A 15,266-nucleotide genomic window follows, 5' to 3' on the forward strand; every position below is an offset into this window, starting at 1 on the left:
TGTCCAGCTTAAATGCATACGCGCCGGTCACGATGACCGGCGCGTATGGCTTCAGCTCTGACGCTGCCTGCGAGGCGCCGTCAGCGGCTGAAGTGTGGCTGTTTAGACGTCGCGCTGAGCGATTGCCGCTTCCACCAGACCAGCGAACAGCGGGTGCGGGCGGGTTGGGCGGCTGGAGAGCTCAGGGTGGGCCTGGGTGGAAACGTAGTAAGGATGAACGTCCTTCGGCAGTTCCACGTACTCGACCAGGCTGTTGTCCGGCGAAGTTCCGGAGAAGACCAGACCTGCTTCCTCCAGCTGCGCGCGGTAGGCATTGTTGACCTCGTAGCGGTGGCGGTGGCGCTCTGCGACCTCGGTCTTGCCGTAGGTCTCGGCGACGACGGAGCCTTCCAGCAGCTTCGCGTCGTATAGGCCAAGACGCATGGTGCCGCCCAGGTCGCCCTTGCCCTCGACGATGTCCAGCTGCTCTTCCATGGTCGCGATGACCGGGGTCGAGGATGCTGGATCGAATTCGGTTGAGGAAGCCTCCGGCAAACCAGCCATGTTGCGAGCGTACTCGATCACCATGGACTGCAGGCCAAGGCATAGGCCCAGAGTAGGCAGCTTGTTCTCGCGGGCGAACTTCAGTGCGCCGAGCTTGCCTTCAAGGCCGCGGATGCCGAAGCCGCCCGGGACGCAGATCGCCTCCGCGCCGGCCAACGCCTTCTTGGCACCGGCTTCGGTGGCGCATTCGTCGGATGGGACCCAACGGATGTTGACCTTGGCCTGATTGGCGAAGCCGCCAGCCTTCAGTGCTTCGGTGACGGACAGGTAGGCGTCCGGCAGGTCGATGTACTTGCCGACCAGCGCGATGGTCAGTTCGGTCTTCGGATTGTGCACCACGTCCAGCAGGCGGTCCCAGTCTTCCCAGTCCACATCACGGAACTTCAGGTCAAGGGTCTGCACAATGTAGGCGTCCAGGCCCTGGGCGTGGATGACCTTCGGAATGTCGTAGATGCTCGGGGCATCGGCGCAGTTGATAACCGCTTCGGTATCCACGTCGCAGGTGCGGCCGAGTTTGGCGCGCATCTCGTCCGGGATCTCGCGATCCGATCGGATGACCAGCGAGTCAGGCTGAATGCCGATCGAGCGCAGGGCTGCGACCGAGTGCTGAGTAGGCTTGGTCTTCAGTTCCTGGCTTGGGCCGATGTACGGAACCAGGGAAACATGGACGAAGAACGCGTTCTTTCGGCCGATGTCCTGGCGTACCTGGCGTGCTGCCTCCAGGAATGGCTGGGACTCGATATCGCCAACGGTGCCGCCGATTTCGGTGATGATGACGTCGGGAGCCGACTTGCCTTCACCCGGTTCGGTGGCGGCCAAGCGCATACGGCGCTTGATCTCGTCGGTGATGTGAGGGATGACCTGGACGGTGTCGCCAAGGTACTCGCCGCGGCGTTCGCGTTCGAGGACGGTGGAGTAAACCTGTCCGGTGGTCACGTTGGCGCTGCCCGGTAGGTTCTCATCCAGGAAACGCTCGTAGTGTCCGATATCCAGATCGGTTTCGGCGCCGTCGTCGGTAACGAAGACTTCACCGTGCTGGAAGGGGTTCATGGTACCTGGATCGACGTTCAGGTACGGATCGAGCTTCTGCATGGTCACAGAAAGACCACGAGCTCGAAGAAGATGTCCAAGGCTGGATGCCGTCAAACCCTTACCCAGGGAGGAGGCCACACCGCCGGTGACGAAGATATGCTTTGTCGTTTCAGACGACCGAGAATCACGAGTATTATTACGCTGCACCACGGGATTTCATCCTATCACCATTCTTTTACCAAGCATCCACACTCACTGTAGTGCACGGGTTCGCGAAGCCCTAGTTTGCTTCGAGATTTGCGCGCCGACGTTGAAAATCAAGGCTTCTTCGATTCGCTGGCGGTGAGCGAACACACTAATTTTTGCGCATCCGCCAGCAATTCTTCAGCATGCGCCTGCGCCGTATCGGATTCTTCCTGCCCGGCAAGCATGCGCGCCAGCTCGCGGATGCGGGCTGGCTCATCGAGAGCGACGACGTCGCTGGCGGTGAACCCGGCCCCAGCGTTGGATTTAGCATCCGAATTCTTGATGACACGGATGTGCCGGTCGGCGTAGGCGGCGACCTGCGGCAGGTGGGTCACGACGATAACCTGGACATGACGGGCCAGCATGGCCAAACGTTCGCCGATGCTGACCGCCGCCTTGCCGCCGACGCCTTGGTCGACCTCGTCGAAGACAAATGTCGGCACGGGATCCACGGCCGCCAGCACCACTTCGATGGCCAGCATGACGCGGGAGAGCTCGCCGCCGCTGGCGCCCTTGCCCAGCGGGCGCGCAGAAGCCCCGGCATGCGGCGCGAGCAGCATGGAAATCGAATCCTGGCCGAAGGCTCCCGGTTCTTCGAGTTCGTTGACCTCAATGACGAGCTTGGCATCAGGCATGGCCAGTGCGGTCAACTCCGCCGAAACTCGGGTCGACAGCTTCTTGGCGGCCTTGCGGCGGGCGTCGGAAAGGTCGGAGGCTAGCGCCGCGACCTTCTGTTCCAGCGCGACGACCTCATCTTGGAGCACTTCGATGCGCGAGTCATCCCCTCCCAGAGATTCCAGGCGTTTACGAGCGGTCTGCGCCCACTCGATGACTTCGTCGATGCTGGGTGCGTATTTGCGCAACAGCTTGCCCAGGTCTGCGCGGCGCGCCTCGACCTGCGCCAGCAGCTCGGGGCCTTCCTCGTCCAGATCCGCCACGTAACCGGCAAGATCGCTGGAAAGCTCCGACGCCAGAATGCCGAGTTCAGCGGCCCGTTCAGCAAATCCGGAGAGCACCGGGTCGTCCCCGCTCGCCTGGACCAACACTCCCCTGGCTGTTTCAACAAGGGTGGTGATTCCAGGGCTCTCGAAGTCCTCGGAGTCGATGACAGCCTGGGCCTGCAGGCTGGCGTTGCGCAGGGACTCGATATTGCCCAGCTTCATGGACTGCTCGCGCAACATGTCGTCTTCTCCGGGCTGCGGATCCAGCGAGTCGATTTCATCCAGTGCCAGGCGGAGGTTCTCGGCCTCCCGCACCCGGTTGCGCGAATCCTGCGTCAACGAGGCCAGCTCCTTGGTGGCTGCGCGCCATTGGCGGTAGCTGCGCTGGTAGCTGCCGAGGATACGGGCTACGCCGCTGCCGGCAAATCGGTCGAGCGCGTCACGCTGGGCCCCGGGCTCCTTAAGGCGGATCTGGTCGGACTGGCCGTGCACGGCCACAAGCTCCTGGCCCAGTTCAGCCAGCAAGCCGACAGGCGCGCTGCGCCCGCCTACGGTGGCCCGTGAGCGCCCCTGCGCCGACAGCGACCGCGAGAGCAGCAGTTCACTGCACTGGCCAGCCGGTTCGATGAAGGCGCCGGCCTGGGCGGCCGCGTCGAGCACGTGGTGGTCAGGGTCCAAGTGGATGACGGCCTCCGCCAGGGCATGGTCAGCCCCGGTGCGCACGGCGCCGGCATCTGCGCGGCGTCCCAGCAGCAACGAGAGCGCGGTGATCACCATCGTCTTGCCTGCACCGGTTTCACCGGTGACAACCGTCAGCCCGGGGCCGAGCGGCAGGGTGGCATTGGTGATGACGCCCAGGTTGGAGATCGAGATTTCCTGAATCATGGCCTGCTCCCGAAAGTCGAGTTCAAGTTCAAACGTGCACGATTAGTATATGTGTTCTAAGTGCACTTTCGTAGCTAGATTCGAAGAAGTGGAAAACTTATGGCGTTTTCCGCTGCAGGGAAGGTCTATGGGCGAGGCTCGTCCCCGCTGCCGACCATGGGGATTCCGGGCTCGTCCTTATGGTGCGGTTCGACGCTCTGCAGACCCGGACCGATCACCGGAAGCGCGGTGGTGGCGGCCCGCCGCATGTCGTCCTTGGCCGGCCCGCGCCAGCCGGTGATCGGCAGTTCGAACTTGTTCACCAGGCGCTCGGAGAACGGGGTGGTATTCAACCGCGCAAGGCGCACCGGCGTGTCGCTGCGCGTGACCTCGATACGCGCTCCCGGCGGCAGGTCGATGGTGCGGCGGCCGTCGCACCACAGCACTGCTCCTGCATCCGTGCGCGTGAGCATTTCCACGGCCATCACCGAGTCGGGCGACACGACCAAGGGTTTGGCGAAGAGCGCGTGGGCGGAGATCGGAACCATGATCAGTGCAGCCACGTCTGGCCAGACCACTGGGCCGCCGGCAGAGAAGGAGTAGGCCGTCGAGCCAGTCGGAGTGGCCATGACGACGCCGTCGCACCCGAAGGTGGAAATCGGTCGGCCATCGACCTCGATGACCACCTCGACCATGCGTTCACGGTTGGCCTTTTCCACCGCTGCTTCGTTCAGCGCCCAGGTTTCGGCCAGGCAGATATTGTCTTGCCAGACCTTGACCTCAATGGTCATGCGCTCCTCGACGGTGTAGGTCTTCTCGACCAGCGCCTTGACGGTGGCTGCCAATTCGGTGCGCTCAGCTTCGGCCAAGAATCCCACGTGGCCCAGGTTCACGCCGACCAGCGGCAAAGGGGCGGCGCGGACCAATTCCGCGGCGCGCAGCACCGATCCATCGCCGCCGAGGACCACACCCAACTCGATGTCTTCCACCGCGCAGTCGTCATGCAGGATTTCAACACCGGGAACAGGCTCTCCGACAGCGCGAATCACCGCTTCCTGGTCCTTGGCCCGCATGACCGGTACGGTTCCGGCTTCGGCAAGCAGTTCGCAGGTTTCCAGCGCTGCAGCGATCGCTTCTTTTCGGCCGGTGTGGGCGAAGACTAGGATCTTGCGCAAGGCGGCGTGCCCCTCTCAACAGTGATGAGTGATTGGCTCTGCGATATGCAGTCGGTTTCCCTAAGTTCTCGGAAAACGCCGCATCTCTTAACTAAGAATAGTCAACGGCATGGATCATTGCGGATTTCTCGGCATCATCCTGCGATTTCGCTGCAGCGCTGAGCCAGAGGAAAAACTCCATGTTGCCGTCCTGGCCGGCCAGCGGGCTGCGCGCCAGACCTCGCAACGCGAGACCGCATTCAGCGGCCTTGGCGACCACTGATTCCACCGCGCCTTGGCGCAGCTGGGGGCTCGTGACAACGCCGGTGCGGTTCAGGTGTTCGCGCCCGACCTCGAACTGGGGCTTGACCATCAGCACCAGCGAGCCGCCGGGACGCGTCGCCCCGGCCAGCGCCTCGAGCACAAGGCGCAGCGAGATAAAGGACAAGTCCGCTACAACCAAGTCGACATCTCCACCGATATCCTCCGGCGTCAGGTATCTGACGTTCAGCCCCTCATGGACCGATACGCGGGGGTCAAACCGGATTTCGTCGACGAGTTGGCCATGGCCGACATCGGCGGCGACCACGTGGCCGGCTCCCCGCCGCAGCAAGACGTCAGTGAATCCTCCGGTGGAAGCCCCTGCGTCAAGGCAACGCAAACCTTCAGGAGAAATGGTGGTAAATACATCCAGGGCGCCGGCAAGTTTGTGCCCCGCCCGGGAAACGTAGTGCTCCCCTTCGACCTGGGTGAGCACTACTGACGTTGAGTCGGATACCTTCTTGGACGCCTTGGAGGTTTGCAGCCCATCCACGAGCACCCTGCCTGCCTCGATGAGCTTGGCGGCTTCGGTGCGCGAGCGCGCCAAGCCGCGTACCACCAGCTCCTGGTCCAGACGGTTCACGAGCCTGACTCCGATCGATTCAGTTCCTGCTGCAGGCCGCCGAGCAGCTGCTCGTAGATGCCCGCATGCTCGGTAACGTCATGGTCTGCCAGGGAGGAGAGCGCGGCTTCCAGCGCCTGCTCGTCGAACTGGGGCGCACCGCCGTGCATGGCGCCGGGGACCCCGGGACGCGGCGTCGGCGCGGAAGGAAGATCGCTCACTGCTTTTCACCGTTCTTGCGGCGCAGCATCTGCAAGCCGCGCGAGGTGAATTCGATTTCAGGGGATTCATGGGTGCTCTGGCGCGGGTGCGCGAGCCACCAGGCGTGGCAGGCCGCACGCCAGGCGTTGAGATCCGACTCGTTGCCGTCGACGGCGATCTTGCCGTTGTCGATGCGGGCCACCGCATCACCGACCTGCACGCCGTAGCCCAGCACCTTGATGGTCGGGTAGGGACGGTAGATGTCGGCCAGCGTGGCAATTAGGTAGTTCGGGCGTTGCTCCACCGGTGCACCGAGTGCGGTGGCAGGGGTATCGACACCCGTGAGCACCATGGCGGTGGAGAATCCGGCATGGAATCCGCCGAGGATATCGGTGTCAAGGCGGTCGCCGAGCACCAGCGGGCGCTTGGAATCCAGGCGGTCCGCGGCGCGGGAGAAGAGATAGGATTCGGGTTTGCCGGCCACACGGGGGGTTACCCCGGTGGCCAGCTTCACCGCGTGGACCAGCGATCCGTTACCCGGGGCAATGCCCTCGGCGCGCGGAATGGTCAGGTCCGTATTCGTGGCAACCCATTTGGCGCCGTTCTGGATTGCGTAGGAGGCCTCAGCCAGGTCGTTCCAGGAGACCTCTGGATCGAATCCCTGGATAACCGCTACCGGTTCGTCCTTGTGGGATTCGACCACTTCAAGGCCCCGTACCGCGATGCATTCTCGCAGATACGGGGAGCCCACCACCAGCACCCTGCTGCCGGGATTCAATTCACGGGCCAGCATCTCCGCCCCGGCATCTGCCGAGCCGAAGACCTGTTCCGCGCTAGTCTTCACGCCCAGCTGGCGCAGGTGCGCCGCGACCGACATGGGCGAACGTCCGGCGTTGTTCGTGATGAACGCGTGTGCCACGTTCACCTCGGCCAGCGCGTTCAGCGATTCCACTGCGTCGGGAATCGCGTTCGGTCCGGCGTACACGACGCCATCCAGGTCGGAGAGGACAGAATCAAATCCGGAGATCAGCATGGGGAGGTGGTTCCTACTTCATCAAACGACGGGTACTACTGCGAGTCTACTTTGCGGCGTCCTCGTCGGTGATCTCCGAGACCTCGTCGGAGATGTGATCAGCGTCAACCTCGGCCAGGCCGTCTTCCTCGTCGATACCGGTTTGCTCGGCGGCCGATTCGGTGTCGTCCTCTGCGTCGGATTCGGCGGTTTCCCCAGACGAAGCGCCCTCTTCAGGGGTTTCGTCGGAGTCAGCTGCTGCCTCGGAATCGACCAGATCACGGGCACGAGGAGCTTCTTCTTCCTCCTCGTCCATCTCGGGAGCAAGATCGACGATGAAGGACTCGGTCTCTTCCTCGATGCCCAGGGCACGTTCGGCTACTGCAACCTGCTTCTCCCAACGGGCGGCTTCCTCGGTGCGGCCGGCGGCTGCGAGCAGCTCGGCGTAGACGGCGAACAGGCGAGGGCTGAAGGAGAAGGCGCGGTTGAAGTTCAGCTGCTCCAGGGACTCCAGTGCGGCCAAGGCCTCATCAAGCTTGCCGAGGTCTGCGAAGCAGCCGGCCAGGACGATCTGCATCTCGACCTTGACCGATGGTTCCAGATTGGCGGACTCTTCGGATTGGGCCAGCTCGATGGCCTTCTCCACACGGCCCAGGCCGCGCAGCGAATCAGCGATCAGCGGCAGGTTGTAGTCCGAGCCGGAGATACGGCGGTGGGTGCGCAGCTCGCGCAGCGAATCGGCGTACTTGCCTGCGTGGTAGGCGGCGATGCCAACGGCCTCGCGGACCACCGCCACGCGTCCGCCACGGCGGGAAGCAGCCAGGGTGTGCTCGTAGGCCAGCTCTGGATCCTCTTCCAGCAGACGGCCGGCCATCACCAGGTGCTTGGCAACCCAGCTGGCGGACCGTTCTTCCAGGTAGCGCAGCTGGGCGCGGGCGACGCGGTCCAGTTCCTTGCCGGTGACGTCCTCATCGATCTCCGGGGACTGCGAGCGGTCTGCTCGGTTCGAAATACGCAGATCACCAGGGTTGTGCGCCTTCGGCTCCTGGGCACGGGGATCTTCGAACTTCTTCTCGCCACGAGGCTTGAAGTCACGATCGTTGCGCTTGAAATCGCCGCCACGATTGTCGTCGCGGCGCTTGAAGTCGCCTCGGTCGTTGCTGCGCTTGAAACCGCGATCATCATTGCGGTCATCGCGGCGCTTGAAGTCGCCTCGGTCGTTGCTGCGCTTGAAACCGCGATCATCATTGCGGTCATCGCGGCGCTTGAAGTCGCCTCGGTCGTTACTGCGCTTGAAACCGCGATCATCATTGCGGTCATCGCGGCGCTTGAAATCGCCGCCACGGTTGTCGTCATTACGGCGGAAGCCACCACGGTCATCATTGCGATCCCCGCGGAATCCGCCACGGTTATCGTCACGGCGCTTGAAGTCGCCCCCACGGTTATCGTCACGGCGCTTGAAGTCGCCCCCACGGTTGTCATCGCGACGTTCGCCACGGAAGCCACCGCGGCTGTCGTCGTTACGGCGGAAGCCACCGCGCTCGTCATTGCGGTCATCGCGGCGCTTGAAATCGCCGCCACGGTTGTCGTCGTTACGGCGGAAGCCACCACGATCATCATTGCGATCCCCGCGGAATCCACCACGGTTATCGTCACGGCGCTTGAAATCGCCACCACGGTTGTCATCGCGACGTTCGCCATGGAAGCCACCGCGGCTGTCGTCATTACGGCGGAAGCCACCACGATCATCATTGCGATCCCCGCGGAATCCGCCACGGTTATCGTCACGGCGCTTGAAATCGCCACCACGGTTGTCATCGCGACGCTCGCCACGGAAACCACCACGGCCATCGTTGCGGTCGCCACGGAATCCACCGCGGTTGTCGTCGTTACGGCGGAACCCACCACGATCCTCATTGCGATCCCCGCGGAACCCGCCACGGTTGTCATCGCGGCGCTCTCCACGGAAGCCACCGCGGTCATCGTTGCGGTCGCCGCGGAATCCACCGCGGTTATCATCGCGGCGCTTGAAGTCGCCGCCACGGTTGTCGTCATTTCGCTTGAATCCGCCACCGCGGTTATCGTCACGACGCTTGAAATCGCCGCCACGGTTGTCGTCACGGCGCTCACCACGGAATCCGCCACGATCATCGTTGCGCTTGAAACCGCTGTTGTTGTCATCGCGACGCTTGAAACCGTCGCGGGAGTTGTTGCGGTTTGAATCTGAGTTCCGGAAGTCGCCCTGTCCATTGTCGGAACTACGGCGGAAATCGTTAGACATTTAATGTCCCCTTCAGCGGATATCTCAATACCGCAACCTTCGTGTTCGCCTCAGCGAAACACTTCACTATTTACAAATCACCATGCATCAATGGCATGTACGTCTAGTTCAAGTCTACGGGAGTAAGCACTTCTACCATAGGGATTCGCCTCTAATGTGTGCAGACACTCATGTGACCAGAAGCAGCTACTAATCCGCACCCACGATTCGGGCGAGGCTCATGAATAGGCAGCAAGGAGTTCCGCCGCATGCCCAGGTATGTTGCTTCTTTCCCTGTTAAACAAAAAAGGGGGAGCTTCTGCTCCCCCCGCCGGCCACCCAGCCAGGCCAGGCGCCCAAGCACCGACCGGGTTAAACAGCAGAAGACCCCAACACTGTTGGAGCCTCCCACCACAAGTTAAGTCCGGCGGTGACCTACTCTCCCACACCCTCACGAGTGCAGTACCATCGGCGCAATGGGCCTTAGCTTCCGGGTTCGGTATGGGACCGGGCGTTTCCCCCACGCTATGACCGCCGTAACAATCACGAAGCACACAAACCACTGGTAATCCGGTGGATTCGTCCTTGCAAAGTCTCTTACTTTTTGTGGTTCGAGGTTGTTGTCTCGTAACCGCATAGTGAACGCGAACAATCAAAAATATCATTTTGTCGACACACTGTTTTGATAGTGTGTTGTAAGCCATCGGCCTATTAGTACAGGTCAGCTACACAAGTCTTTGGTCCTTGCTTCCACATCCTGCCTATCAACCCAGTAATCTAGCTGGGGGCCTCACCCACACACAGTGGATGGAAATCTCATCTCGAAGCAGGCTTCCCGCTTAGATGCTTTCAGCGGTTATCCCTTCCAAACGTAGCTAATCAGCGATGCACTTGGCAGTACAACTGACACACCAGAGGTTCGTCCGTCCCGGTCCTCTCGTACTAAGGACAGCCCTTCTCAAATTTCCAACGCGCGCAGCGGATAGGGACCGAACTGTCTCACGACGTTCTAAACCCAGCTCGCGTACCGCTTTAATGGGCGAACAGCCCAACCCTTGGGACCTACTCCAGCCCCAGGATGCGACGAGCCGACATCGAGGTGCCAAACCATGCCGTCGATATGGACTCTTGGGCAAGATCAGCCTGTTATCCCCGAGGTACCTTTTATCCGTTGAGCGACGGCCCTTCCACGAGGTGCCGCCGGATCACTAGTCCCGACTTTCGTCCCTGCTCGAGCTGTCACTCTCACAGTCAAGCTCCCTTGTGCACTTACACTCAACACCTGATTGCCAACCAGGCTGAGGGAACCTTTGGGCGCCTCCGTTACATTTTAGGAGGCAACCGCCCCAGTTAAACTACCCATCAGGCACTGTCCCTGAACCAGATCATGGTCCGAAGTTAGGTGACCGGTACAGCCAGAGTGGTATTTCAACGATGACTCCACCCGAACTAGCGTCCGAGCTTCACAGTCTCCCACCTATCCTACACAAGCTGCACCGAACACCAATACCAAACTATAGTAAAGGTCTCGGGGTCTTTCCGTCCTGCTGCGCGTAACGAGCATCTTTACTCGTACTGCAATTTCGCCGAGTTCATGGTTGAGACAGCGGGGAAGTCGTTACTCCATTCGTGCAGGTCGGAACTTACCCGACAAGGAATTTCGCTACCTTAGGATGGTTATAGTTACCACCGCCGTTTACTGGGGCTTAAATTCTCAGCTTCGCACACAAGTGTGCTAACCGGTCCTCTTAACCTTCCAGCACCGGGCAGGAGTCAGTCCGTATACATCGTCTTGCGACTTCGCACGGACCTGTGTTTTTAGTAAACAGTCGCTTCCCCCTGGTCTCTGCGGCCCACACCCGCCTCCCCACCGCAAGGGTGGTTCACGGGGCAGGCCCCCCTTCTTCCGAAGTTACGGGGGCATTTTGCCGAGTTCCTTAACCATGATTCTCTCGATCGCCTTAGTATTCTCTACCTGATCACCTGTGTCGGTTTAGGGTACGGGCGGACTGGGACCTCGCGCCGATGCTTTTCTAGGCAGCATAGGATCACCGAATCACCCCACAAACGGGGCGCCTATCAGGTCTCAGAAACAATGAACAGCGGATTTGCCTACCGTTCTTCCTACACCCTTGGACCAGGTCAATTCCATTGCCTGGCTCGGCTACCTTCCTGCGTCACACCTGTTAATACGCTGACCTCACAACATCGGTTCCCACCACACCAACCAACAAGACACCTAAAAGGCATCAACGCTGGAATCCGTCATGGTTAGCATCCATTGCTCAGTATGGGCGGTCCTTCGCCGGTACGGGAATATCAACCCGTTGTCCATCGACTACGCCTGTCGGCCTCGCCTTAGGTCCCGACTAACCCAGGGCAGATTAGCTTGACCCTGGAACCCTTGATCATTCGGCGGACGGGTTTCTCACCCGTCATTCGCTACTCATGCCTGCATTCTCACTCGTGTGGCCTCCACCGCTGGTTTCCACCGCGACTTCACCGTCCACACGACGCTCCCCTACCCATCCAAACCACTGGACCACAAAGGCCAATGACATGTTTGAATGACGCAACTTCGGCGGTGTGCTTGAGCCCCGCTACATTATCGGCGCGGAATCACTTGACCAGTGAGCTATTACGCACTCTTTCAAGGGTGGCTGCTTCTAAGCCAACCTCCTGGTTGTCACAGCAACTCCACATCCTTTCCCACTTAGCACACGCTTAGGGGCCTTAGTTGGCGTTCTGGGCTGTTTCCCTCTCGACTATGAAGCTTATCCCCCACAGTCTCACTGCTGCGCTCTAACTTACCGGCATTCGGAGTTTGGCTAAGGTCAGTAACCTTGTAGGGCCCATCGCCTATCCAGTAGCTCTACCTCCAGCAAGAAACACGCAACGCTGCACCTAAATGCATTTCGGGGAGAACCAGCTATCACGAAGTTTGATTGGCCTTTCACCCCTACCCACAGCTCATCCCCTCCATTTTCAACTGAAGTGGGTTCGGTCCTCCACACGCTCTTACACGCGCTTCAACCTGGCCATGGGTAGATCACTTCGCTTCGGGTCTAGATCACGCCACTGAATCGCCCTATTCAGACTCGCTTTCGCTACGGCTTCCCCCCACGGGTTAACCTCGCGACGTAACACTAACTCGCAGGCTCATTCTTCAAAAGGCACGCCATCACAACCACAAGTGGCTGCTCTAACGGATTGTAAGCGCACGGTTTCAGGTACTATTTCACTCCCCTCCCGGGGTACTTTTCACCATTCCCTCACGGTACTGATTCACTATCGGTCATCAAGTAGTATTCAGGCTTACCAGGTGGTCCTGGCAGATTCACACAAGGTTTCACGGGCCCCGTGCTACTCGGGCATCCACACAAGAACGGCAGACACGCATTACACCTACGGGACTATCACCCTCTCTGGTCCGGCATTCCAACCGATTCACCTATACGCCTGCACCTCATCCCACCAGCGTAGATAGAACTGGTACATGTGGACCCCACAACCCCGATGATGCAACGCCTATCCGCTATCACACACCAACCGGTTTAGCCCCATCCGCGTTCGCTCGCCACTACTAACGGAATCACTATTGTTTTCTCTTCCTGCGGGTACTGAGATGTTTCACTTCCCCGCGTTCCCTCCACACAGCCTATACATTCAGCTGCAGGTCACACCACATAACATGGTGCGGGGTTCCCCCATTCGGAAATCCTGGCCTCAACGTCCGGTTATCGACTCCACCAGGCTTATCGCAGATTCCCACGTCCTTCATCGGCTCTTGATGCCAAGGCATCCACCGTGCGCCCTTAAAAACTTCAACACAAAACAAAGTTCTCAAAAATTGAGCTATAAAACAATCAACAAAATCACTACAAACAAGACTCAAACACCACACACACCCAGGACAGGCGCACACGGCTCATCTTGTCTGCAAGATGCTCGCGTTCACTATACAGTTCCCAAACAACAACCCCGCACCCCCAACAACAGCACCCCACACACCAGCCCCAAAAGGACCAGCCAGGACACCATGCCAGCAGACACAGGACAAACACCGAAACACCAAGCACCCAACCACCAAACCCCGCAAAGGGACCAGGCGGCCAGGAGGCTTGTTGCCTCAAAACCCAACAGTGCACCAAACATACCCATTCGCATCACACGACCCATGCGCCCTTCCAACACCACCAACCCCACAAGAGGGCCGGCACTGCGTACTAAACCACACACGCCACACAACACAAACCATGCCAACACCCGAACCTCCGAAAACAACCACACGATCGCCCTCGAAAACCCGTTTCCCGGTGTTGAGTTCATTGACATTCCACCCTCGAGCAACCCACCTGCACCACACTCGGGCACAGACATGGGCAACCAAAACTGGTTAGCTCCTTAGAAAGGAGGTGATCCAGCCGCACCTTCCGGTACGGCTACCTTGTTACGACTTAGTCCCAATCGCCAGTCCCACCTTCGACGACTCCCCCCACACAAGGTGGTTAGGCCATCGGCTTCGGGTGTTACCAACTTTCGTGACTTGACGGGCGGTGTGTACAAGGCCCGGGAACGTATTCACCGCAGCGTTGCTGATCTGCGATTACTAGCGACTCCGACTTCATGGGGTCGAGTTGCAGACCCCAATCCGAACTGAGACCGGCTTTTAGGGATTAGCTCCACCTCACAGTATCGCAACCCATTGTACCGGCCATTGTAGCATGCGTGAAGCCCAAGACATAAGGGGCATGATGATTTGACGTCATCCCCACCTTCCTCCGAGTTGACCCCGGCAGTCTCCCATGAGTCCCCGGCATAACCCGCTGGCAACATGGAACGAGGGTTGCGCTCGTTGCGGGACTTAACCCAACATCTCACGACACGAGCTGACGACAACCATGCACCACCTGTGAACCAGCCCCGAAGGGAAACCCCATCTCTGAGGCGATCTGGAACATGTCAAGCCTTGGTAAGGTTCTTCGCGTTGCATCGAATTAATCCGCATGCTCCGCCGCTTGTGCGGGCCCCCGTCAATTCCTTTGAGTTTTAGCCTTGCGGCCGTACTCCCCAGGCGGGGCACTTAATGCGTTAGCTACGGCGCGGAAAACGTGGAATGTCCCCCACACCTAGTGCCCAACGTTTACGGCATGGACTACCAGGGTATCTAATCCTGTTCGCTCCCCATGCTTTCGCTCCTCAGCGTCAGTAAATGCCCAGAGACCTGCCTTCGCCATCGGTGTTCCTCCTGATATCTGCGCATTTCACCGCTACACCAGGAATTCCAGTCTCCCCTACATCACTCTAGTCTGCCCGTACCCACCGCAGATCCGAGGTTGAGCCTCGGACTTTCACGATAGACGCGACAAACCGCCTACGAGCTCTTTACGCCCAATAAATCCGGATAACGCTTGCGCCCTACGTATTACCGCGGCTGCTGGCACGTAGTTAGCCGGCGCTTCTTCTGCAGGTACCGTCACTTTCGCTTCTTCCCTACTGAAAGAGGTTTACAACCCGAAGGCCGTCATCCCTCACGCGGCGTCGCTGCATCAGGCTTGCGCCCATTGTGCAATATTCCCCACTGCTGCCTCCCGTAGGAGTCTGGGCCGTGTCTCAGTCCCAGTGTGGCCGGTCACCCTCTCAGGCCGGCTACCCGTCGTCGCCTTGGTGAGCCATTACCTCACCAACAAGCTGATAGGCCGCGAGTCCATCCCCAACCGATAAATCTTTCCACCCTCAACCATGCGGTCAAAAGTCATATCCGGTATTAGACCCAGTTTCCCGGGCTTATCCCAGAGTCAGGGGCAGGTTACTCACGTGTTACTCACCCGTTCGCCACTAATCCACCCAGCAAGCTGGGCTTCATCGTTCGACTTGCATGTGTTAAGCACGCCGCCAGCGTTCATCCTGAGCCAGGATCAAACTCTCCATAAAAAACAAAAAGCCACCACAACCCCACCGGAAAAAGACGGGACCACACGTGGTGATGAAATCCTGGCGAATAAAAACACTCGGAACAACACACGGGGGTGCATCATCCCAAGCAAAATGTTTCGTATTCACCAAACAAAAAATAATTTGGTATCAACAAACTTGGCACACTATTGAGTTCTCAAACAACAAACACTCT

The 15,266-nt window shown here is 59.6% G+C and carries 8 protein-coding genes and 3 rRNA genes; 1 reads left to right on the top strand and 10 read right to left on the bottom strand.

The genetic code is table 11. The features are described 5' to 3' along the window. Window positions 1–102: 102 nt before the first annotated feature. From ATC04_RS12395 to ATC04_RS19740, 7 genes are all read right to left on the bottom strand, one after another. The gene (locus tag ATC04_RS12395) at window positions 103–1,785 is read right to left on the bottom strand and encodes a CTP synthase (protein ID WP_047118654.1); all 1,683 of its coding nucleotides are present in this window, start codon (window positions 1,783–1,785) and stop codon (window positions 103–105) included. Window positions 1,786–1,892: 107 nt separating this feature from the next. After that, complete coding sequence (recN, locus tag ATC04_RS12400) at window positions 1,893–3,647, bottom strand: DNA repair protein RecN (protein WP_047118653.1); 1,755 nt, start codon at window positions 3,645–3,647, stop codon at window positions 1,893–1,895. Between the two features lie 125 nt (window positions 3,648–3,772). Further along, window positions 3,773–4,801 carry an NAD kinase gene (locus tag ATC04_RS12405; protein WP_047118652.1) on the bottom strand — a complete coding sequence of 343 codons (1,029 nt, stop codon included), beginning with the start codon at window positions 4,799–4,801 and terminating at the stop codon, window positions 3,773–3,775. A 91-nt stretch (window positions 4,802–4,892) separates the two neighbouring features. Then, a complete protein-coding gene (locus ATC04_RS12410; RefSeq protein WP_047118651.1) occupies window positions 4,893–5,684 on the bottom strand; it encodes a TlyA family RNA methyltransferase in 792 nt (263 codons plus the stop codon). After that, window positions 5,681–5,884, bottom strand: coding sequence for a hypothetical protein (locus ATC04_RS12415; protein WP_047118650.1), 204 nt, complete (start codon window positions 5,882–5,884; stop codon window positions 5,681–5,683). Before ATC04_RS12415 ends, ATC04_RS12410 begins: the two co-directional genes overlap by 4 nt. Continuing rightward, on the bottom strand, window positions 5,881–6,897 hold the full coding sequence (locus tag ATC04_RS12420) for an HAD-IIA family hydrolase (protein WP_047118649.1): 1,017 nt from the start codon (window positions 6,895–6,897) through the stop codon (window positions 5,881–5,883). The genes ATC04_RS12415 and ATC04_RS12420 overlap by 4 nt, the downstream gene beginning before the upstream one ends. Window positions 6,898–6,943: 46 nt before the next feature. Continuing rightward, window positions 6,944–7,750, bottom strand: a complete 807-nt coding sequence (locus tag ATC04_RS19740) for a hypothetical protein (protein ID WP_047120628.1) — start codon at window positions 7,748–7,750, stop codon at window positions 6,944–6,946. Between ATC04_RS19740 and ATC04_RS19745 the strand changes: the two genes are divergently transcribed. After that, window positions 7,703–9,097, top strand: coding sequence for a hypothetical protein (locus tag ATC04_RS19745; protein ID WP_047118648.1), 1,395 nt, complete (start codon window positions 7,703–7,705; stop codon window positions 9,095–9,097). The two genes, ATC04_RS19740 and ATC04_RS19745, sit on opposite strands and share 48 nt — an antisense overlap. A 461-nt stretch (window positions 9,098–9,558) precedes the next feature. On the opposite strand, the gene rrf is transcribed toward ATC04_RS19745, so the two are convergent. The 3 genes from rrf to ATC04_RS12445 all read right to left on the bottom strand — a co-directional run bounded on the left by rrf (window position 9,559) and on the right by ATC04_RS12445 (window position 15,070). Beyond that, window positions 9,559–9,675, bottom strand: a 5S ribosomal RNA gene (rrf, locus tag ATC04_RS12435). Between the two features lie 151 nt (window positions 9,676–9,826). Continuing rightward, window positions 9,827–12,965: ribosomal RNA gene (locus ATC04_RS12440) — 23S ribosomal RNA — on the bottom strand. A gap of 579 nt (window positions 12,966–13,544) precedes the next feature. Beyond that, window positions 13,545–15,070, bottom strand: a 16S ribosomal RNA gene (locus ATC04_RS12445). Together the 16S, 23S and 5S rRNA genes form the textbook arrangement of a ribosomal RNA operon. Between the last annotated feature and the right edge of the window lie 196 nt (window positions 15,071–15,266).

The organism is Arthrobacter sp. YC-RL1 (genome assembly GCF_001454985.1).
GTDB classification, from domain to species: domain Bacteria; phylum Actinomycetota; class Actinomycetes; order Actinomycetales; family Micrococcaceae; genus Glutamicibacter; species Glutamicibacter soli.

Excerpts from the sequence above, each read along its gene's own strand:
- ATC04_RS12420 (WP_047118649.1), bottom strand. The coding sequence starts at position 6,897 with ATGCTGATCTCCGGATTTGATTCTGTCCTCTCCGACCTGGATGGCGTC.
- ATC04_RS19740 (WP_047120628.1), bottom strand. The coding sequence starts at position 7,750 with ATGGCCGGCCGTCTGCTGGAAGAGGATCCAGAGCTGGCCTACGAGCAC.
- recN (WP_047118653.1), bottom strand. The coding sequence starts at position 3,647 with ATGATTCAGGAAATCTCGATCTCCAACCTGGGCGTCATCACCAATGCC.